This window comes from Undibacterium sp. Di26W (assembly GCF_049340265.1).
Lineage (GTDB): Bacteria > Pseudomonadota > Gammaproteobacteria > Burkholderiales > Burkholderiaceae_D > Undibacterium.
Genome location: NZ_JBMPOR010000005.1, coordinates 231,503 through 249,624, shown reverse-complemented (window position 1 = coordinate 249,624; position 18,122 = coordinate 231,503). Strand labels below are relative to the sequence as shown.

Here is an 18,122-nt window from a genome sequence, read left to right as displayed (position 1 = left end):
CGGTGCAATATCGCAGGTTTTGCAGTTTTTTATGCAATTTGGTCAGGCATTGGGGACGTAGTCAGCACCTCATGCACGTGTGGTCCACCTCAATGAAACAAGAATGACGAAAAAAAACACATTGCCACAAGATGAACCCCTGATCCCCGATTGTTGCAATGTCGGCGTGATATCCCGTGTGCTGGTGACGGTCAATATAGTGGGCATGCTGGTGTTGTGGGCGCGTGGCGATAACTGGTATCTCGTGCTGCAGAATTTCCTGGAGAGCGCCATCCTGCTGGAAACCATCAGCCTGGTGTCGCTGTTATTGCTGTGTAACCTGCGCAGGCTGGCCATGCGTTTTCCCTTTCAGCCCTGGTTGCAGCGCTTGCTATGCGGCTTGTTACCAGCGGCAATTGCCGGCCTGTACTTGATGTATCTGAAAAACATGGAATGGTTTGAATACTCTTTCCCGCATTTCGATATTAATTTCGCGATGTTCAGTTGCTTCTTGCTGGGGCTGGCGTTCCAGCAGTATTTCGAATTGCGCGCCCGTGCATTTTCACCCGCGCTGGGCGAAGCCAGGCTGCAGGCTTTGCAGGCACGCATCCGTCCGCATTTTCTGTTCAATAGCCTCAATACAGCACTGGCGCTGATCCGTACCGAGCCACGTCGGGCAGAACTGATGCTGGAAGATCTGGCTGACCTGTTCCGGGTACTGATGCGTGACAACCGCATCATGACCAGCTTGCGCGAAGAGGTGCGCCTGTGCGAGCAATATCTGGCAATCGAAAAAATACGACTGGGTGATCGCCTGCAGGTAGAGTGGGCCAGTGACAGGCTGAGTGAGCAAGACATGAAGGAAATCGAAATACCTTCATTGCTATTGCAGCCACTGCTGGAAAATGCCGTGCATTATGGCGTCGAACCCTCAGTCATTCCAGCCAGGATAAGTGTGGAGCTGGGGCGCTTGCTGGACAAGGTCGAAATAATTGTTACCAACCCGTATCATGCTAACGCCAATTTAACATCTGGTAACCAAATGGCGCTGGAAAACATCAGGCAGCGATTAAGTTTGCTCTATGATATTGAAGCGCAACTGCAGTACGGTGTGAAGGACGCGCAATTTGAAATCAGACTGCATTTTCCTGCCAAGAGATGATGATTCCCAAGATATTGATCGTTGACGACGAAGCCCCTGCCAGGCAAAGGTTGATGACCCTTTTGTCCGACATACAGGCAGATTGTCCAACGGCAGTGCTGGGTGAAGCAGAAAACGCCATCTCTGCATTGGATCAACTGGCCACTCTGCAACCTGATATCTTGCTGCTGGATGTGCAAATGCCAGGCATGAGCGGCATAGAACTGGCACAGCACCTGGGGCGGCATCAGGCTGGCTTCCGTCAGCCTTCCATCATATTTGTGACGGCGTATGACGAATTCGCCGTCAAGGCGTTTGAAGTGCATGCGCTGGATTATTTGATGAAGCCCGTGCGCGCCAGCCGTTTGCAGGATGCCATCCAGCGCGTCGCCGAACAGATCCGCGATGGCCGTCCTGCCACCTTGCCGGTGGTGGGTGGTGATAATGCCATCCCCAGGCGCAAGCATTTTTCTGTGCTGGAAAGAGGGCGCATTTTGCTGGTGCCGGTAGTCGAGGTGCTATTCCTTAAAGCCGAACAGAAATACGTCACCCTGCATACCAGCCAGCGTGAATATCTGGTGGAAGAATCGCTGACATCGATCGAAACTGAACTCGGCGACCTGTTGGTCAGGGTGCATCGCAATGCCCTGGTGGCGCGGGCTGCAATCAGTGGTGTGGAAAGAGCAGTGCAGGTGGTTGATGCAGAAGCCGGCCAGGAAAAAATATCCGAATCCTGGCAGGTGATTGTGTCCGGCGCAACCGAACGCCTGCCCATCTCACGCCGGCAATGGCCGGTCATCAAGGCGCTGGTGCGTATGTAGTGGTGGTCGTAGTTTGTGGTAACAGTATCGGTGGCTTAGCGCCAGACCGGCAAACCAGTCAGATCCGTATTTTCATCATGCACCCATGCTGGCAAGCCACTGCAATCCGTCGGCCCCAGTACCTCCAGTAATTCCAACTGTTCCTGCTTCTTGCCCTGGCGCTGCACCAGCTGAACCACTTTTCTCGGCTCGCGTGTTAGCGGCAATGGTTCACCAAAGCCCGGCAATTCCAGGGTGGTGTTATCTTTGTTGTCTTTCATCAGGCTAAATGAGTGAGGCTGGCAAGTATTGGTTGTTGTGGATGTCTGCTGATGGAAGATTGCATTGAATTACCAAGGCTGGGATTGTGTTTGTTGACGGCGTGCGAATGCAATGGAAAAATCTTGGTTTCGTGGGGGGAAATCTGCGACTTTCGGTTTAAGTGCCCCGAAATCTGTCAGGCAAAAAAACCAAAATATCCAATGAAATCAAAGCGTTTTCAGGCACTGATCTTTTTTAGGATTATACCGAAGTTTTTTCAATTAAGTGCGGCAAAAAAGATGTCGAAAGGATGCACAAAAATTGCTTCATTTGAACTTTTCTGCTAATTTCCATTTAACATTTTCTAGCACTTTAAAGCAAGTTTGCCCTCATGCAAGCACACACTTAAGGATAAGCCATGTTTGATCACGTCAAATTCGGAGTCAGCGACTATGCTGCGAGCAAAGCCTTCTTCCTCAAAGCGCTGGAACCGCTCGGCGTCGCTGTGGTATCTGAGGGGGTTCCGACGTATGGTGTCGAGCTTTGTGCAAAAGACGAAGTCTCATTGTGCCTGTACCAAACCGAGCAGAAGCCGGCGCATCTTCACCTGGCCTTCCGGGCCGCGAGTCGCCAGCAAGTTGATGCCTTCTATCACGCAGCGCTTGAAGCTGGTGGCAAAGACAATGGTGCGCCTGGTCTGCGCCCGCAATATCAGGGCAGGTACTATGCCGCTTTTGTCATTGGTCCGGACGGCCACAACATCGAAGCGGTGTATCACGAACCCGAGCCCTGATTTTTCTATTCAGGCGCTGCCGTCCGCTGTTATTCGCTGTTATCCGCTGTTATCGTACGTGACACGCATCTTGATCGCTCGATGCGCGATATTCTCAGTAGCGATGGCAATACCCATGCTGAATACAACAACGCCACCGAAAAGCTGCTAAACGCAGCCGGTGGCGTGTTGTCAATTTGGTTGCGGGGGCAGGATTTGAACCTACGACCTTCGGGTTATGAGCCCGACGAGCTGCCAGACTGCTCCACCCCGCGTCTGAAGGAAGCGAATTGTACATGGCATCGGTGTGGCTTACAATCTATATGTGTAAATATTTTTATACGATTTAGCACCGCAACAATTGTTCGCAAATTCTTGCATCAAAAAAACATCGCTATTGCGGAAGTTGGATAGAAATCCATGCATAATGGATGTACGGTATGCTTGGCAGTATAGTCATGCGCAGCAAGCCTGTGCGCTATTTTCAGGAGTGAAAAAGTAGTCATGGAATTTGAAGTAATCGACACCCAGATTTCCCCGGAAGGCCGGATGGAAGTGTTATCCAAGGCCGAAGTGCTGCAATTGCTGGACAATAGTCATGGCGGTTTGTACCAGGTGTTTCGCAGTTGCGCGCTGGCTGTACTGAATTGCGGCAGTGGCCTCGATGACGGCAAGGAATTGCTGGAACGCTATAAGAGTTTTGATATCAGCATCGTACAGCGCGAGCGTGGCATCAAGCTTGATGTCAAGGGTGCACCTGCCAGTGCTTTTGTGGATGGCGTGATGATCAGGGGCATACAGGAACACTTGTTTGCCGTGTTGCGCGATATCCTGTTTATCAAGGCTGAAATTGGCGATGACAGCAAGTTTGATCTGGACACCACGGAAGGCATCAGTGATGCCGTGTTCCATGTCTTGCGCAATGCCAATCTGCTGCGCCCGCAAGTGAACCCGAATATGGTGGTGTGTTGGGGCGGGCATTCGATTTCGGGTGCAGAATATGATTACACCAAGCAGGTAGGTTACCAGTTGGGCTTGCGTGGCATGGATATCTGCACTGGTTGCGGCCCAGGTGCCATGAAGGGCCCGATGAAGGGTGCGACCATCGGTCATGCCAAGCAAAGGGTGACCACCGGGCGTTATCTGGGGATTACCGAGCCTGGCATCATCGCTGCTGAAGCGCCTAACCCCATCGTGAATGATCTGGTGATCTTGCCGGATATAGAAAAACGACTGGAAGCATTTGTGCGCGTGGGCCATGCTGTCATCGTGTTTCCTGGTGGTGCCGGTACGGCAGAAGAGATTTTGTACCTTCTGGGGATTTTGCTGCACCCCGACAATGCTGAATTGCCTTTCCCATTGATCTTTACCGGGCCGGAAAGCGCGGCAGATTATTTCCGCCAGATTGACCAGTTCATTGCGGCAACCCTGGGCCCACAAGCACAAAAGAGTTATCAGATCATAGTGAATGATCCGGCCCGTGTGGCACAGGTAGTACATGCCGGTATCAAGAAGGTACGCGAATTCCGCAAGGCCAGGGGTGATGCCTATTATTTCAACTGGTTACTGAAAATCGATGCCGAATTCCAGAAACCGTTTGAACCCACGCATGAAAACATGCGTAATCTGGCTTTGCACAAAAACCAGGAAACCCATTTGCTGGCAGCCAATTTGCGGCGTGCCTTCTCGGGTGTGGTGGCCGGTAATGTCAAGAACCAGGGCATACGGGCGATAGAAAAGCATGGACATTTTGAAATTCGTGGCGATAGTGAAATAATGGCATCAATGGATACCTTGCTGGCATCCTTTGTAGCCCAAAGCCGTATGAAGTTGCCGGGCAAGGCTTATACCCCTTGCTACCGTGTTATAAAGTAATGCGTGGCAGTCAAACCGTAGGATAATAGGCTTGGTCCTATCACTTTTGAGGAAAACAGACATGAGTTCCGTACAACAGGAAGTTGACGAACGTACCAACCTCACCGCATCGAACAAATTTGAGCTGTTGCTGTTCCGTCTGGGTACGGATGGCAGTAGCGAGCGATCTGAGTTGTTTGGCATCAACGTTTTCAAGGTACGCGAAATAGTTGCCATGCCTACCATCACCGGCATGGCCGGGGCGATGCCGCATATGCTGGGGGTAGTGAATTTGCGTGGGCAAATCATCCCTGTGATTGATTTGCCGGCAGTGGTGGGTCTGAAGCCCAAGACTGGCCTGAATATCATGCTGGTGACTGAATATGCCCGTACCACGCAAGGTTTTGCGGTGGAATCGGTGGAAGAAATCGTCCGTCTGGACTGGAGCCAGGTCTTGTCGGCGGAAAGCAGTGCGGCGGGTGGTATGGTGACCAGCATTGCCCGTCTGGATGGCGATACAGAAAATACCCGTCTGGCACAGGTGCTGGACGTGGAGCAGATTTTGCGTCAGATTACGCCGTCTGATACCAAGGATGTCGACCCGGAAACTATCGGTGCCAAGCTGCAGATGATACCTGGTTCTGCTATTTTGGCAGCTGATGATTCTGCAGTAGCTCGTGGCTTGATTGAGCAGGCGCTGACGGCAATGGGTGCCCAGTTCATCATGACCAAGACCGGCAAGGAAGCCTGGGAGAAATTACAGTCCCTGGCAGCAGCGGCACAGGCAGAAGGCAAGGGCGTGCGCGACAAGGTGTCGATGGTATTGACGGATCTGGAAATGCCAGAGATGGATGGTTTTACCCTGACACGTAAAATCAAGAACGACGACCGCTTCAAGTTCTTGCCGGTAGTGATTCATTCTTCATTGTCTGGTGCCACCAACGAAGACCATATCAAGACCGTGGGCGCGGACGCCTACGTTGCCAAATTTGTTGCCGAAGAATTGGCCGCAACCATACGCGCTGTATTGGCAAAATAAAGTGTGAAAAGCAAGTATTTTTCAGATATTTTGTAGATGCAGGCTAAGTAAAAAGGGTGCAATGAATATTGCACCCTTTTTTATTTTCTTGACCCGGTATCAGCTATCTGGAAGTCGCTGCCGGCACGCGTTGCCAGCCGCCAGGGCAGTTTTTGATTGCAGGGTAAAAACCATCGGGCTGGTGGCAATACAGCCAGTCTTTGCCCACATTGTTTTGCGGATTAACATCTGGCTGGCTGATGACATTGCTTTCGTTGCTGTAGGGCTGCTCTATCACCTCTGTGTAGCGGGTGACCGGTGCAACATAACTGACAGAAGGGGCAATCACCACGCTGCTGTAATACGGCCAGCCATAGTCATACGGATAGTAGCGCGAGCCGTAGGAATAACGTGCGCCGTAATAAATCGGAAACGGGTTAATCGAAATCCCCAGGCTGACTCGTGGGCGGAAGTGGCTGGAGTGCGCCATAGCCGGGAAGCTAACCGCCAGCAAACTGCAGACCAGAAGAATTCTTTTCAGTGTGTTCATGATATTCTGACAATATAATGATAAATTTCAGGGTGATTCTATAGCTTAGGACGAAAACAGGAAACTTATTGCTGGAATTACACTCAGTTACTATTCTTGAGCTTTCTTGACAAAATCAGCGCGACGGTGACGCAGCAACCGCAGATAGCCGCCAGAGTCGTCGATTTTGTCCTGCATGTAGTCTTCAATTACACCCGGATTGAAGCTTTGTAGCAAGCCCAGAAATAAACCCTGATACAAGCCCCCCTAAACCAGACCCAGTTTATACAGGATATTATGCAATTTCTGATGAAAAAATGTGCAAGCTTGTGTGCGCTTGCCTTATTTGCCAGCTTCCCGGCCTATGCCGAATCAGCCATGGCGGATACCCCTGAAGCTGCCAAGCCTGCCATACGCGAGCTATATACCAAGTACGAATACCAAATCCCCATGCGTGATGGTGCGCGCCTGTTCACGGTTGTCTATGTACCCAAGGACAGCAGCAAGACCTATCCTTTCCTGATGAACCGTTCCCCTTATGGCAGCGGTGTACACGAGGGGGATCAGTCACACTATGGAGTGGATTTTTATCCTTCTTCACTGGGGCCATCGAAAGAATTTGATCAAAGTGGTTATATCTTCGTGAAGCAGGATGTGCGTGGTCGTTTTATGTCGGAAGGTGTGTGGCAAGAAATGACACCTCACGTCAAAGCCAACAAACAGGCTGGCGAAGGTGTGGAAAGCCAGGACATGTATGACACCGTTGAATGGCTGTTGAAAAACGTCAGGGGTAATAACGGCAAGGTCGGTATCTGGGGTATTTCTTACCCTGGCTTTTATACTTCGGCCAGCATCATCGATTCGCATGCGGCGATCAAGGCCGCATCGCCACAGGCACCGGTCACAGACTTGTTCATGGGGGATGATTCCTACCATGGTGGAGCTTTCATGCTGGCGGCCAATTTTGGTTTTTATTCCAGCTTTACGATAGAAAAAAATCCGACGACCTTGCCCAAACGCTGGGAATCATTCGACTTTGGTACATCCGATGGTTATGAGTTTTTCCTCAAACACATGAGCCTGAAAAACATCACGGCGCAACTGACAGACAAACAGCGCGAGTTGCTGATACCGACGATAGAACATACGAGTTATGACGATTTCTGGAAAAGCAGAAATATCGCTGCCCACCTGAAAAACATCAAGGCTGCCGTGTTGACCGTCGGTGGCTGGTATGACGCTGAAGATCCGCAAGGGCCATTGACGACTTATCACAGCATCAAAAACAATAACAAGGGGTATTACAACGGTCTGGTGATGGGGCCATGGTCGCATGGTGCCTGGAGTGGTGCCGATGGCAAATCGCTGGGGAATGTGAATTTCGACACCAAGACCGGCGAATACTACCGCAAGAATATTGTCTTCCCTTTCTTCGAGCAGTATTTGAAAGGTGCCAGCGGCAAGGCTTTGCCAGAGGTGACCGTGTTTGAAACTGGCACCAATGTCTGGCGTGAATATGCCAGCTGGCCACCACAGCAGGCACAAAAGCGTACGCTGTATTTTGGCAGTGATGGCAGCCTGAGCTGGAAAGAACCGCAGACCGAATTCAATACCTTTGATGAATACATCAGCGACCCCAAAAAGCCCGTGCCTTTCATTTCTTACGCAGCAACCGGCGCACCGCGTGAATATGTGGTGTCTGACCAGCGTTTTGCTTCCAGTCGCCCCGACGTGCTGGTCTACCAGACCGCGCCACTGGAAGAAGATGTCACCCTGGTCGGGCCGGTTAATCCAAAATTGTTTGTGTCCACGTCTGGTACGGATGCTGACTGGATCGTGAAACTGATCGACGTGTATCCATCCACCTATCCAGACAAACAGGTGGTGCGCGACCGGGCCAACGACGTGCAGCCACCTGCAGTCACCATGGCGGGGTACCAGCAACTGGTGCGGGGAGAACCTTTGCGCGGCAAGTTCCGTAACAGCTTCGAAAAACCCGAACCTTTTGAGCCGGGCAAGGTAGCTGCCATCAGCTATACCATGCCGGACATCCAGCATACTTTCCGGCGCGGCCATCGCATCATGGTGCAGGTGCAAAGCACCTGGTTCCCGTTGGTGGATTTGAATCCGCAAAAATTCATGGATATCCCCAAGGCCAATCCTGAAGATTTCCAGAAGGCGACGCAGCGGGTGTATCGTTCGCCAGGACAGTATTCGGGCTTGGTTGTGCAGGTATTGCCGCAATAAATACAAAAAAGAGGGAAATAAAAAATGGAAACAAAAAATATTCTTAAACGTAGCCTGCTGGCCAGTCTGGTGGGCCTGGCATGCATGGGCAATCTGGCGATGGCTGAAACTGCCACCTCCAATCAATTGGTGCTGGAATCCATGACCATGGATAAAAAGGCCGATCCCTGCAAGGATTTTTTTCAGTATGCAAATGGGGAATGGCTGAAAGCCAATCCCATCCCTGCGGATCGCGCACGTTATAGCGCCTACGACGAAGTCACGGAAAGAAATCTGGCTGCGCTGAAACAGATTGCGGAGGCCGCCGCCAACGGCGAAGGCAAGAGTCGTGCAGCGCAACTCGTTGGTGCTTTTTATGCCAGCGGCATGAACGAGACGCAGATAGAAAAAGAGGGCGCTAAACCGCTGGAGCCACAGCTTGCAAAAATCAATGCCATCCAGGATAGCCAGCAATTGCTGATCGTGATCGCTGGTCTGCATAAGCAGGGCGTCATGCCATTGTTTGGTTTTGCTGTTGATCAGGACGCAAAAAACACCACACGTTATATTCCAGAAATCATGCAGGGCGGCCTGGGTTTGCCAGACCGCGACAATTACCTGAAGAATGACGCCAAAACCAAAGAGATACGCAACAAATACCTGGCCTATGTAGCACAGATTTTTAGCTTGCTGGGTGACGCGCAAGATCAGGCCAAGCGTCATGCGGCTATCGTCATGACGCTGGAAACCCGTCTGGCCAAGGCATCGCTGACCAAGGTGGAATTGCGCGATCCACAAGCCAGCTATCACCTGACAGATTTGAATGCCCTGCAAAAGAGCGATAAGAAAACCGACTGGGCGGCTTATTTCAATGCGCTGGGTCTGGCCCAGCCCGGGCAGTTCAATCTGGCACACCCCAAATTCATCGCCGAAGCCGGGCGCATGATGCAGAGTGTCAGCCTGGATCAATGGAAAACCTATTTGCGCTGGCAACTGACCAATGCTGCTGCCCGCGACTTGAGTGCAGACTTTGTCAACGCCAACTTCGATTTCTACGGCAAAACCCTGGCTGGCACCAAAGAGTTGCAACCACGCTGGAAGCGCGTCTTGAATGCGATTGATGTCATGGCAGGCGAAGCCATGGGGGAATTGTATGTAGCGAAATTCTTCGGTCCTGAAGCCAAGACGGGTGTGCTGGAAATGGTGGACAACATCAAGCTGGCCATGCGCGACAGTATCAGCAAGCTGGAATGGATGTCGGATACGACCAAGCAGCAGGCCTACAAAAAGCTCGATACCCTGATCGTCAAGATAGGTTATCCCGATGTCTGGCGTGATTATAGCAATCTGCAAATCGACACTGGCCCTTATGCAGCGAATATGGCACGCGCGGCAGAATTCGAATTCAGGCGCAACCTGGCCAAGCTGGGCAAGCCCATAGACCGGAATGAATGGGGCATGACACCACAGACGGTGAATGCCTATTACAATCCCACCATGAATGAAATGGTGTTTCCGGCGGGTATTTTGCAACCGCCTTTGTACCATGTGAATGCCGACCCGGCTGCCAACTATGGCAATACCGGTGCCACCATTGGCCATGAACTGACGCACGCCTTTGACGATGAAGGCCGTCAGTATGATGCCGAAGGCAATCTGAAAAGCTGGTGGACCAAGCCGGATGAGAAAAAATTCCTGCTGCGCGTCAAAGCCATAGAAAAACAGTTTGACGAATTTAATCCTATCGACAAACTGCATATCAATGGCAAGCTGACGGCCGGTGAAAACATTGCCGATCTGGGCGGGATGAAAGTCGCCCTGCAAGCCCTGCACAAGTCGCTGGAACATAAACCACAAGCCAAAGAGATTGATGGCTTGACGGTAGATCAACGTTTCTTTGTTGCCAATGCACAAAGCTTCCGCAGCCTGATACGCGACGAGATGCTGCGTATGAAACTGACAATAGACCCACATGCACCAGACAAATACCGCGTCATTGCGCCACTGGCAAACATGCCTGAATTTTCTGATGCTTTCCAGTGCAAGGGCGAGCGTTCTCCTCTGCGTCCAGCGGCGACCCGGGTAAATATCTGGTAAGAGCGTATACTATGGCCTGGAATGCAGCTTGGGGATGCCCCTGAGCTGCCAGATATTTCTTGTCATCAGAGTGTCGCAGCATGCGTGCACTCCAGATATGTAGGGCGATATGGACCATATGGAAACCAAAGTTGTTGAATTTGAACGTCCACAAATGGATGTGGGCAGTAGCTGTACCGCCAACGCATGGGCACGCGTGCCTGATGTACCTTCAGCCATAGAGCGACTGGAACTGAAAGCCAGGGTGCGCCAGTTGTTGAAAGAAAAACAGGCGGTCCTGGTTGCGCATTACTATGTCGATGCCGAATTGCAGGATCTGGCAGAAGAAACCGGTGGATGTGTATCCGATTCTTTGGAAATGGCGCGTTTTGGTCGTGACCATCCCGCCAAAACCCTGGTCGTGGCCGGCGTCAAGTTCATGGGCGAAACCGCAAAAATACTCAGCCCTGAAAAAACCATTTTGATGCCCGACCTGGATGCAACCTGCTCGCTGGATCTGGGTTGTCCGGCCGATGAATTCGCCGCTTTTTGCGATGCCCATCCTGACCGTACCGTGGTCGTCTACGCCAATACCAGCGCTGCCGTCAAAGCACGTGCTGACTGGATGGTGACATCCAGTATAGGCCTGGACATCGTTGCACACTTGCATGCGCAGGGTAAAAAGATACTCTGGGCACCGGACAAGCATCTGGGGGCGTATATCCAGAAACAGACCGGTGCTGACATGTTGCTGTGGCAGGGCTCTTGTCTCGTGCATGACGAGTTTAAGGGAGTAGAGCTGGATTTGCTGAAGGCAGAACACCCGAATGCCAAAATCCTGGTTCACCCTGAATCACCGGCGGCCGTGGTTGCCCTGGCTGACGTGGTGGGTTCAACTTCGCAAATGATCCACGCAGCCCAGACCCTGGATGCCGATGAATTTATCGTCGCCACCGACAATGGCATCTTGCACAAAATGCAGATGGCCGCACCGACAAAACGTTTTATCGTTGCCCCTACCGCAGGCAATAGCGCAACCTGCAAGAGCTGTGCACATTGCCCCTGGATGGCCATGAATGGCTTGCGCAATCTGGTGCAGGTGCTGGAAAACGGCAATAATGAAATTCAGGTTGACCCTGCTGTTGGCCAAAAAGCCAAGGTCTGCATAGACCGCATGCTGGATTTTGCAGCAGCCAAAAAAGCCAATGTGCGTCCTTCTGCTGATTTGGCGAAAGAAGCCAAACTGTTTTCTGGCATAGGCCCAGCCTGAATACTGCGCAAGAATAATAAAATTAATTGAGGTTTACTAGATATGCATGGTAATTTAAAGAATACGCATTTTCCCTTTGACACGGATTTGCAAACAGCATTTGAACGCAATATAAGCGATGCACTGGCTGAAGATGTCGGTGCTGTTGACTTGACATGTCTGCTGGTGCCAGCCGACGAAGTGGTGCAGGCGCAAGTCATCGTGCGTGAAGACGCCATGTTGTGTGGCGCCCCCTGGTTCGATGCTGTCATGACGGCCCTGGATGCAACTATCGAAGTGGACTGGCAATACGCCGAAGGCGCACAGATGAAGGCAAACACCATCGTCTGCAAAATCAAGGCACCTGCCAGGGCCTTGCTGACAGCCGAACGTTCTGCTTTAAACTTCCTGCAATTATTGTCTGCCGTGGCAACCGCCACCAGCAAATACGTTGCTATTATCGCTGGCACAAAAGCAGCAATACTGGATACCCGCAAAACCTTGCCGGGTCTGCGTCTGGCACAAAAGTACGCTGTCCGTGTAGGTGGTGGCAAAAACCAGCGCCTGGCTTTATACGATGGCATCCTCATCAAGGAAAACCATATTGCCGCCGCCCGTGGCGTCGCTGCCGCCATGCAGCAGGCCCTGAGCCTGAATGCCGGTGTGACTATACAAATAGAAGTGGAAACCCTGGAGCAATTGCAGACTGCATTGAACGCTGGAGCCACCTCCATCTTGCTGGACAACTTCAACACCACCATGATGCGCGAAGCAGTGACCATCACTGCTGGCCGTGCACTGCTGGAAGCCTCTGGCGGGATTGATCATGCATCGGTCAGGGCAATAGCCGAAACCGGGGTCGACCGCATATCTATCGGTAGCCTGACCAAGGATATCAAGGCGACGGATTATTCTTTGCGGATCGTTTGACACTGTTTGATGCAGTTTGTATAGCAGTCTCGCCAATCTTCAACTAAACGCAATCAGGTTCAGTTGAAATCGGCGAGATTTTTACTTTATTTTTTGTTTAACCATCCGTCCGTAAAGCCGCAATCGGGTCCAGCGCAGCAGCCTGTCGTGCCGGGAATACACCAAAGCCCAGCCCCACTGCGATACATAGACTGACGGCTACAATCAGACTGACCGGCGACCAGGCGACAGACCAGCCGGCCAGCGCGGCAATGCTGTAGGCGGCAATGGCACCCAGTATCACACCCAGAATGGCACCGCTAAAGGCAATCACCAGGGCTTCTGCCAGAAACTGTTCAATGACATCGCGCCGGCGTGCGCCCAGGGCGCGCTTGAGGCCGATTTCACGGCGGCGTTCCAGCACATTCGCCAGCATGATGTTCATGATGCCTATGCCGCCTACCAGCAGGGAAACGGCGGCGATGGAACTCATGACGATGGTGAAGATGCGCTGGGTTTGCTGGTTTTGGCGGTACAGGCCCATAGGTACGATGAGGTTGGTGTCATCGGTGCCGGCGTGTCTTTGTTCTATCAGGTTTTGCAAGACGCGGGCGGCGATATCGGGTGGTGTTTTACCATCCAGGCGCAGGCTGATGCCATCGACTTCATCTTCCAGCATGGTGAAGTGAAAACGGGCACGTCCGGTTTGCCAGGGCATGAACAGGCGTTCATCATCCAGGCCCAGTTTCACACCTTCAAATTCAGTCTTGCTGAGTGCGCGGTCGGCCAGCACACCCACCACTTCCAGCCAGGCATGATTGAGTTTAATACGCTCGCCTATGGGATTGCTGTCACCAAATAATTTATGTGCCAGACGCGGACCCAGAACGCATACCGGTGCCAGGCTGGCATCGTCATCCTCATTCAGCCAGCGCCCCTGGCCCACTTGCAGGCCGCCCAGTTCGGCGTAACTGTTGGATACCGCAAAAGCGCGCGCCGTGACGACCAGGCTGCCGCTGGCAAGCTGGTCCACCTTGATTTCTTTCTTGAGTGCCACCGCTTTGGCACCAGGCACGACAGACAGCGCCGCATCAGCATCGGCGGCAGACAGGCCCAGCGAACGGGTACGGATTTCTTTGAGGCGCTTGTCATCGATTTGCTTGCTTTCGACGATGACATTGTCCAGCCCCAGTTCGGCCACCAGACGCAGCGCTTCACGGCGGCTACCTTCGCCCACGGCCAACATGGCAACGATGGCGGCGACGCCGAATATCATGCCCAGCAGGGTCAGGCCGGTACGTAATTTGCGTCTTTGCAGTTCGTTGACTGCTTCAAGGATCAGGGCGCGGTTCATGAATTCTTTTCCTTGGCGGTTTCTTTGGTTTTGTCTTTTGCTTTGGTTTCAGGCAGTAAAACCACTTGTGCACCGTTGCTGATGCCGGTCTTGATTTCGCTACGGGCCGGGCCACGCAAGCCCAGCGTCACGGCCTGTTTTTTGACTTGATCACCTTCCTTGACATAGGCGGTAAAATTGGGCCCGTCCTGGACCAGTGCGATATTCGGCAGGGTCATGGCATTGGCTTGGTTGATCAGACTGACGGTGCCTATCAGTGCCTGGCCGGGTTTTAGCCCCAGCGCTTGCGCCTGTTCTTTTTTGAATGCAGCTTCGAAGTTGATGAATTTCACCGGGGATTCACGCGACATGACGCTGGCACTATTGCCTACCTTGGTGATGCTGAGTTCAATTTCCTTGCCGCTACCGGCCAGGCGTACTTTCACAGGCAGGCCAAGTTTCAGGCCAAAAGTGCGGCCTTCTTCAATATTGAAATTGGCGACCAGTTGTTCCAGGTCGGGCAGGGAACCAAATTCTTCCCGCGGGCGTTTGCTGGCACCGATCTGTGGTTTACTGCCATCCCAGCCTGCCTGCAATAAGAATACACCATCATGGGGAGCCAGCAAATCCAGCGCACTCAGGTTTTTGCGATGCTGGTTGGCATTCAGGGTGACGCTTTCTTTTTGCGAGCCCAGTACCGCCTGTTCGGCGGCGCTGCGCGCCTGTACCTGGCTGGTTTTCCAGTTCAGGTAACCACGCTTGGTTTTCAGGAAACCTGCGTCTTGCAGATCATCCAGTATTTTGTTGCGTGAAAAAATAGCCAGGTCAGCGTTCGCGTAGCGTTCACTCAGACTCAGGTCGTTTTGTACCTTGGCACTGTCAGCGGACAGGCTGGAGCGGCTGCTGGCATCGCTCGCCTGTATGTTTTCTTCTGCCAGGGCCTTGCGCAACAATTCCAGCTCGGCCTGTGACAGTTCCATGCGTGATCTGGGAGCATCAAAACGGGCGATGACTTCGCCTTTCTTGACCAGGCTGCCTTCGGGCAGCATTTCTATCAATGTCCTGCTATCCCAGCCTTCACCTGGCACGGTCAGCGGCGTCTTGTTGGCAGCAATGATTTCGCCATCGACGACGATGCTTTCTTTCCAGTTGCGCGAGGCAAAATTTTCAGTGGCCACTGGGGCTGATTCTGGCTGATTGCTGCAGGCGGCACATGTCATCAGGGTAAGCGCCAGGCAAGAGATTATTTTTGCGCACATCATTTTTTCTCCACGGCAGGTTTGATGACCGGGTTGGTGCCAGCAGTTGAGCCAGCAACTGAGAGTGTCGCCTGCACGGCGGCACCAGGTTTCAAGCCTTTGGGTGCTTGTTCAAACTCCAGTTCCACATCGCGCACGATGATGGGCTGGGTGGTGGATTTGCTGTGGAAGACCGTGCTTAAACCAGTGACGCGGGCAGGCAGGGTCAAGTTTGCGCCAGGGATATTGATGCGTGCTGTTTGCCCCACCCGTATCGCATTGGATTGTGCTTCTGGTACTTTGGCCGAGACAAATAATTTATCCGGATCAGCAATACTGGCTACCGATATACCCACCCAGACCTGGCTGCCGACAGCGAATTTGTCATCACTGAAATTGGTTTTATAAATCATCATACCGGGCTTTTGGGCGACCACGGTGAGGTTCTTCTGACCTTTTAGCAGCACATCTATCTTGCCTTGCAACTGGGCGATTTCTGCTTCCAGTCCGATTTTTTCTGCCTTGCGGGCACGAATCTGGGTGGCGCGCAATTTGACTGACAAGCTTGCCAGATCGGCATTCAGGGATTTTTCTATCACCAGTTTGTCGTAGTCAATGCGACGTATCAGCTCTTTCGGCATGGTGGCTTTTCTGGCGGCTTTTTCAGCATTGCTTTGTGCTTCGGCGACAGCCAGGTCGGCAGCTTTTTCTGCTTCAGCGTGTTCCAGCTTGAGTTTTTCCATAGCCCTTTGTTTTTCATTCAATTGGCTTTTCTGGCTGGCCAGTTGCGTCGGCACTTCGGATGCCTGGAACATCACCAGGACGTCACCTGCTTTGACAAGACTGCCTTCAGGTGCCATTTGCGCCAGGGTATATTGCCAGATGTAGGGAATGGAAGGCGGCCCGATCGGGGTGACCACGCGTGACTGTATGTCACCCTCTATGGTGATTTCATTGGCTGTTTCGTTTTTCACTGTTTTGGCTACTGGCAGTAATGCAGCGGCAGATTTTTTTGCTGCCTGCAAGGGTTCTACCAGTACGCTCATACCGGGGGCCAGGACATAATTGCCCAGTTGCGCCGGTAATTTGATATCTACCCGAAAATAACGCCCATAACCCCAGCGCGTATGTTCTTCCGGCGCATGCGAGATGGTGGTGATGGTGGTCTGGATGGTCACACCGGGCAGGGCATCGAATGTCAGTTGCACAGGCTGGCCTTCGGCCAGGTAGATTCTGTCGGCTTCCAGCGCCCAGGCCTTGACTTCCATATGTCCCGACCCCATGACCTGACCGGCGATATTGCCAGGAAACGCGCTGGAACCTTCTTCCAGCCTTTCGCCACGCCAGGCACTGTAGCCATGTACGACGATGCCATCCTGGCTGGCCAGTACTTCCGAACGCGCCAGTTGTGCTTTGAGATAGGCGACGTTGACCTGCTGTTTTTGCAGTTCCAGATCGCCGTCAGATTTTCTTCTGCTGACTGCGGCTGCACCATCATCAAAAGCCAGTTGCTTGACTTTCAAATCGCGCTCGGCACGTTCTTTTTCTGCCTGGTATTTATCGAAATCCAGTGCTGTAATCTGTAATTTTGGCAGTGCCGCATCGACCAGTGCCTTGGCCAGCGCGGCTTTGGCGGTGACCAGGTTTTTCTCGGCTTCCAGCGCGGTCACTTCCAGCTTTGCGACTTCGGCTTCGGTTTTTGCGCGTGTCTGGTCTATGCCTATGATCAGTTGTTCGATGTTGGAACTATTGGGTGTTTCTATACGCAACAGCAAATCGCCTTTTTTGACCTTGCTGCCTTCTGCCACGAAATTGCGCAAGACCACAGGAGAAGAATTGGATGGCGGTACAAAAATGGCTTGCGAATCTTTGGCGATGACTTCACCGGTCAGTAATACGGGACGGGTTTTTGCTGTGGCTGTGGTTGCTGATGTTGTTGCTGATGGCACCTTGGTCTGCGCCAGCGATGAATCCGTGAACAAGGGGCAGGCGATCAGTATTGCCGCAGGCAGGCAGCATGCAGCGAGGTTGCGCACGGTCATGGTTGGATTGTTCTTCATGCGTTCACCTCTGCAACACGGCCATCGGCAAGGTGGATGGTTCTTTGTGCTTTTGCCGCCACTGCCGGGTCATGGGTGACCAGCACCAGAGTTTGCCCGCCTGAGTGAAGTTCACCCAGCAGACTCAATACATCAGCGGCACTTTTGGAATCCAGGTTGCCGGTAGGTTCATCTGCTAGCAGCAGGGCTGGCTGGTTTAGCAGGGCGCGGGCAATTGCCGCACGTTGCAACTGGCCGCCGGATAATTCACCGGGTCTGTGGTCCATGCGCTGTCCCAGGCCTATGCGTTCCAGTAACTGGCGCGCCCTGGATTCTGCCTGAGCATCGGGTGATTTGCTGTAGCGTTGTGGCAATAATACATTTTCCAGTACAGTCAGGCGTGGCAGTAAATGAAAAGACTGGAACACAAAACCTATGTTGCGGTTTCGCACTTCTGAAGCCGCATCGTCATCCATGGCGCTGATCTCATCCTGATTTAACAGGTAGCTGCCATGGTCGGGTTTGTCCAGTGCACCGAGTACGTTCAGCAAGGTGGATTTGCCCGAGCCAGAAGGCCCCATGATGGCGACAAATTCACCGGTGGCGATATGCAGGTCTATGCCATCCAGCGCCCGGATTTCATTCCCACCCTGTTTATAGGTTTTGCGTACCTGATTCAGTTTTATCATTCGAATTTT

15 protein-coding genes and 1 tRNA gene are annotated in these 18,122 nt (G+C 52.4%); 9 read left to right on the top strand and 7 right to left on the bottom strand.

Features of this window, described 5'->3' with window-relative positions; all coding sequences use genetic code 11:
* The first annotated feature begins 103 nt into the window (after positions 1–103).
* Positions 104–1,141, top strand: a complete 1,038-nt coding sequence (locus ACO0LM_RS08975; protein WP_423036263.1) for a sensor histidine kinase — start codon at positions 104–106, stop codon at positions 1,139–1,141.
* Positions 1,142–1,194: 53 nt separating this feature from the next.
* On the top strand, positions 1,195–1,941 hold the full coding sequence (locus tag ACO0LM_RS08970) for a LytR/AlgR family response regulator transcription factor (RefSeq protein ID WP_423036261.1): 747 nt from the start codon (positions 1,195–1,197) through the stop codon (positions 1,939–1,941).
* A 35-nt stretch (positions 1,942–1,976) separates the two neighbouring features.
* Here the strand turns inward: ACO0LM_RS08970 and ACO0LM_RS08965 are convergent, their stop codons facing one another.
* The gene (locus ACO0LM_RS08965; RefSeq protein WP_423036259.1) at positions 1,977–2,201 is read right to left on the bottom strand and encodes a hypothetical protein; all 225 of its coding nucleotides are present in this window, start codon (positions 2,199–2,201) and stop codon (positions 1,977–1,979) included.
* A 398-nt stretch (positions 2,202–2,599) separates the two neighbouring features.
* Here ACO0LM_RS08965 and ACO0LM_RS08960 point away from each other — a divergent pair, with 398 nt between their 5' ends.
* The gene (locus ACO0LM_RS08960) at positions 2,600–2,974 is read left to right on the top strand and encodes a VOC family protein (protein ID WP_423036257.1); all 375 of its coding nucleotides are present in this window, start codon (positions 2,600–2,602) and stop codon (positions 2,972–2,974) included.
* Between the two features lie 177 nt (positions 2,975–3,151).
* On the opposite strand, the gene ACO0LM_RS08955 is transcribed toward ACO0LM_RS08960, so the two are convergent.
* A tRNA-Met gene (locus tag ACO0LM_RS08955) sits at positions 3,152–3,228 on the bottom strand.
* 229 nt (positions 3,229–3,457) lie between these two features.
* On the opposite strand from ACO0LM_RS08955, the gene ppnN reads away from it, so the two are divergent.
* Together ppnN and ACO0LM_RS08945 are read left to right on the top strand one after the other, a co-directional pair.
* On the top strand, positions 3,458–4,828 hold the full coding sequence (gene ppnN, locus ACO0LM_RS08950; protein WP_423036255.1) for a nucleotide 5'-monophosphate nucleosidase PpnN: 1,371 nt from the start codon (positions 3,458–3,460) through the stop codon (positions 4,826–4,828).
* A gap of 61 nt (positions 4,829–4,889) precedes the next feature.
* Complete coding sequence (locus ACO0LM_RS08945) at positions 4,890–5,846, top strand: chemotaxis protein (protein WP_423036253.1); 957 nt, start codon at positions 4,890–4,892, stop codon at positions 5,844–5,846.
* Positions 5,847–5,949: 103 nt separating this feature from the next.
* On the opposite strand, the gene ACO0LM_RS08940 is transcribed toward ACO0LM_RS08945, so the two are convergent.
* Positions 5,950–6,375: a hypothetical protein gene (locus ACO0LM_RS08940; RefSeq protein ID WP_423036251.1), complete on the bottom strand. Its 426-nt coding sequence runs from the start codon at positions 6,373–6,375 to the stop codon at positions 5,950–5,952.
* 288 nt (positions 6,376–6,663) lie between these two features.
* On the opposite strand from ACO0LM_RS08940, the gene ACO0LM_RS08935 reads away from it, so the two are divergent.
* From ACO0LM_RS08935 to nadC, 4 genes are all read left to right on the top strand, one after another.
* On the top strand, positions 6,664–8,601 hold the full coding sequence (locus tag ACO0LM_RS08935; RefSeq protein WP_423036249.1) for a CocE/NonD family hydrolase: 1,938 nt from the start codon (positions 6,664–6,666) through the stop codon (positions 8,599–8,601).
* 24 nt (positions 8,602–8,625) lie between these two features.
* Positions 8,626–10,677 carry a M13 family metallopeptidase gene (locus tag ACO0LM_RS08930; protein WP_423036247.1) on the top strand — a complete coding sequence of 684 codons (2,052 nt, stop codon included), beginning with the start codon at positions 8,626–8,628 and terminating at the stop codon, positions 10,675–10,677.
* Positions 10,678–10,795: 118 nt separating this feature from the next.
* Positions 10,796–11,926, top strand: a complete 1,131-nt coding sequence (gene nadA / locus ACO0LM_RS08925) for a quinolinate synthase NadA (protein WP_423036245.1) — start codon at positions 10,796–10,798, stop codon at positions 11,924–11,926.
* 42 nt (positions 11,927–11,968) lie between these two features.
* Positions 11,969–12,835: a carboxylating nicotinate-nucleotide diphosphorylase gene (gene nadC / locus ACO0LM_RS08920; RefSeq protein ID WP_423036243.1), complete on the top strand. Its 867-nt coding sequence runs from the start codon at positions 11,969–11,971 to the stop codon at positions 12,833–12,835.
* Positions 12,836–12,932: 97 nt separating this feature from the next.
* Here nadC and ACO0LM_RS08915 read toward each other — a convergent pair whose 3' ends face one another.
* From ACO0LM_RS08915 to ACO0LM_RS08900, 4 genes are read right to left on the bottom strand one after another with little or no spacing between them, the layout of a single operon-like run.
* The gene (locus ACO0LM_RS08915; protein WP_422980741.1) at positions 12,933–14,168 is read right to left on the bottom strand and encodes an ABC transporter permease; all 1,236 of its coding nucleotides are present in this window, start codon (positions 14,166–14,168) and stop codon (positions 12,933–12,935) included.
* On the bottom strand, positions 14,165–15,409 hold the full coding sequence (locus tag ACO0LM_RS08910; protein ID WP_423036241.1) for an efflux RND transporter periplasmic adaptor subunit: 1,245 nt from the start codon (positions 15,407–15,409) through the stop codon (positions 14,165–14,167). The genes ACO0LM_RS08915 and ACO0LM_RS08910 overlap by 4 nt, the downstream gene beginning before the upstream one ends.
* Positions 15,406–17,445: an HlyD family efflux transporter periplasmic adaptor subunit gene (locus tag ACO0LM_RS08905; protein ID WP_423036239.1), complete on the bottom strand. Its 2,040-nt coding sequence runs from the start codon at positions 17,443–17,445 to the stop codon at positions 15,406–15,408. Before ACO0LM_RS08905 ends, ACO0LM_RS08910 begins: the two co-directional genes overlap by 4 nt.
* Positions 17,442–18,113, bottom strand: coding sequence for an ABC transporter ATP-binding protein (locus ACO0LM_RS08900; RefSeq protein ID WP_423036237.1), 672 nt, complete (start codon positions 18,111–18,113; stop codon positions 17,442–17,444). The genes ACO0LM_RS08905 and ACO0LM_RS08900 overlap by 4 nt, the downstream gene beginning before the upstream one ends.
* Positions 18,114–18,122: the final 9 nt, after the last annotated feature.

What these genes read in the sequence shown, in the direction of transcription:
- ACO0LM_RS08975 (WP_423036263.1), top strand. Translation starts at nt 104, where the DNA reads ATGACGAAAAAAAACACATTGCCACAAGATGAACCCCTGATCCCCGAT.
- ACO0LM_RS08970 (WP_423036261.1), top strand. Translation starts at nt 1,195, where the DNA reads ATGACCCTTTTGTCCGACATACAGGCAGATTGTCCAACGGCAGTGCTG.
- ACO0LM_RS08965 (WP_423036259.1), bottom strand. Translation starts at nt 2,201, where the DNA reads ATGAAAGACAACAAAGATAACACCACCCTGGAATTGCCGGGCTTTGGT.
- ACO0LM_RS08960 (WP_423036257.1), top strand. Translation starts at nt 2,600, where the DNA reads ATGTTTGATCACGTCAAATTCGGAGTCAGCGACTATGCTGCGAGCAAA.
- ppnN (WP_423036255.1), top strand. Translation starts at nt 3,458, where the DNA reads ATGGAATTTGAAGTAATCGACACCCAGATTTCCCCGGAAGGCCGGATG.
- ACO0LM_RS08945 (WP_423036253.1), top strand. Translation starts at nt 4,890, where the DNA reads ATGAGTTCCGTACAACAGGAAGTTGACGAACGTACCAACCTCACCGCA.
- ACO0LM_RS08940 (WP_423036251.1), bottom strand. Translation starts at nt 6,375, where the DNA reads ATGAACACACTGAAAAGAATTCTTCTGGTCTGCAGTTTGCTGGCGGTT.
- ACO0LM_RS08935 (WP_423036249.1), top strand. Translation starts at nt 6,664, where the DNA reads ATGAAAAAATGTGCAAGCTTGTGTGCGCTTGCCTTATTTGCCAGCTTC.
- ACO0LM_RS08930 (WP_423036247.1), top strand. Translation starts at nt 8,626, where the DNA reads ATGGAAACAAAAAATATTCTTAAACGTAGCCTGCTGGCCAGTCTGGTG.
- nadA (WP_423036245.1), top strand. Translation starts at nt 10,796, where the DNA reads ATGGAAACCAAAGTTGTTGAATTTGAACGTCCACAAATGGATGTGGGC.
- nadC (WP_423036243.1), top strand. Translation starts at nt 11,969, where the DNA reads ATGCATGGTAATTTAAAGAATACGCATTTTCCCTTTGACACGGATTTG.
- ACO0LM_RS08915 (WP_422980741.1), bottom strand. Translation starts at nt 14,168, where the DNA reads ATGAACCGCGCCCTGATCCTTGAAGCAGTCAACGAACTGCAAAGACGC.
- ACO0LM_RS08910 (WP_423036241.1), bottom strand. Translation starts at nt 15,409, where the DNA reads ATGATGTGCGCAAAAATAATCTCTTGCCTGGCGCTTACCCTGATGACA.
- ACO0LM_RS08905 (WP_423036239.1), bottom strand. Translation starts at nt 17,445, where the DNA reads ATGAAGAACAATCCAACCATGACCGTGCGCAACCTCGCTGCATGCTGC.
- ACO0LM_RS08900 (WP_423036237.1), bottom strand. Translation starts at nt 18,113, where the DNA reads ATGATAAAACTGAATCAGGTACGCAAAACCTATAAACAGGGTGGGAAT.